This is a genomic window from Nitratidesulfovibrio oxamicus (assembly GCF_015731765.1).
GTDB lineage: Bacteria > Desulfobacterota > Desulfovibrionia > Desulfovibrionales > Desulfovibrionaceae > Cupidesulfovibrio > Cupidesulfovibrio oxamicus.
The window spans coordinates 1-1,230 of sequence record NZ_VRYY01000589.1 but is presented as its reverse complement, the minus strand read 5'-3'; the positions used below and the strand labels follow the sequence as shown (position 1 = coordinate 1,230).

The following is a 1,230-nucleotide window of genomic DNA, read 5'->3' as shown; positions in this document are numbered from 1 at the left end:
GGCATGCCCCCGGTCGCTTCGGCGGACGGAGCCTGTCCGCGCTGGCCCGCGAAGGCTGGCGCGCCGCCGCGCTGGGCCTTTCCGCGCTGCTGGCCTACCGGCTGCGCAGCTTCTTCGTCATCGCCGCCGTGTCGCTGGGCATCGCCTCGCTGACGGTCATCGTGGCCGCCGTGGACGGCGCGTCCAAGAAGGCCGACGAAATCGCCGACATGTTCGGGCCGGACGCGGTGCTGGTGTTTGGCGGCAACATCGTCAACCGTGCCGTGGGCGCCCGCACGCTTACCCTGACCTGGGAGGACGCGGCGCGCATCCGCCAGTCGCTGCCGGGCGCGTACATCGTGCTGCCCATGCGCTCCAAGGGCAACGTGCGCCTGAAGCACGAATCCAACAACTACGACGTGGCACTGGTGGGCGGCACCACCGAAAATTACGCCAGGGCCTGGAACTGGCCGCTGGTGGAAGGCCGCGACCTGACGGCGGAAGACGTGCAGCGCGGCGCGCGCGTGGCCCTGATGGGCGACAGGCCCGCCCGTGAGCTGTTCGGCGACGAAAGCCCCGTGGGCCGCACCTTCCTGATGTCCGGCGTGCCGTTCACCGTGGTGGGGCTGCTGCAATACCGCGGCATGTCCGGTGGCGGCAGCAGCGTGGATGATCGCGTGATCATCCCCCTCACCACGCTGACCCAGCGATTCAACATGGACCGCCGCTACTTCCGCGCCCTGCGCGTGAAGTTCGAGGACACGGCGGGCATGGACGCCCACGTGGAAGACCTGCGCAGCCTGTTGCGCCACCTGCACCGCCTTGCGCCCGAAGACCCCGACGACTTCACCATACTCACCGCGCGCGAAGTGCTGAAATTCCTGTCCGTTATCAAGGGTGGGCTGGTGCTGTTCCTGGGGGTGACGGCGGCGGCGGCCATGATCGTGGGCGGCTTCGTGCTGGCCAACCTGTTCCTGCTCTCGGTCACCGAGCGGCGGGTGGAGATCGGCCTCAAGAAGGCCCTTGGCGCTCCGGGGCGGGCCATCCTGCTGCAATTTCTCATGGAATCACTGGCGCTGACCCTGTGCGGCGCGGTGGGCGGCGTGCTGCTGGGCGCGCTGATGGGCCAGATGCTGGAGCGTCTGGGGCTCATCGAGATGGTGCTGTCGGCCAAGGTGTTTCTGCTGGCCCTGGCCGCCGCCACGGCGGTGGGGCTGGTGTTCGGGCTGCGCCCGGCGCGGCAGGCCGCCG

1 protein-coding gene is annotated in these 1,230 nt (G+C 69.5%); it reads left to right on the top strand.

The window, feature by feature from the left end:
* On the top strand, window positions 1-1,230 hold a 1,230-nt coding region (locus FVW20_RS15925; RefSeq protein WP_372435012.1), incomplete at both ends, for an ABC transporter permease.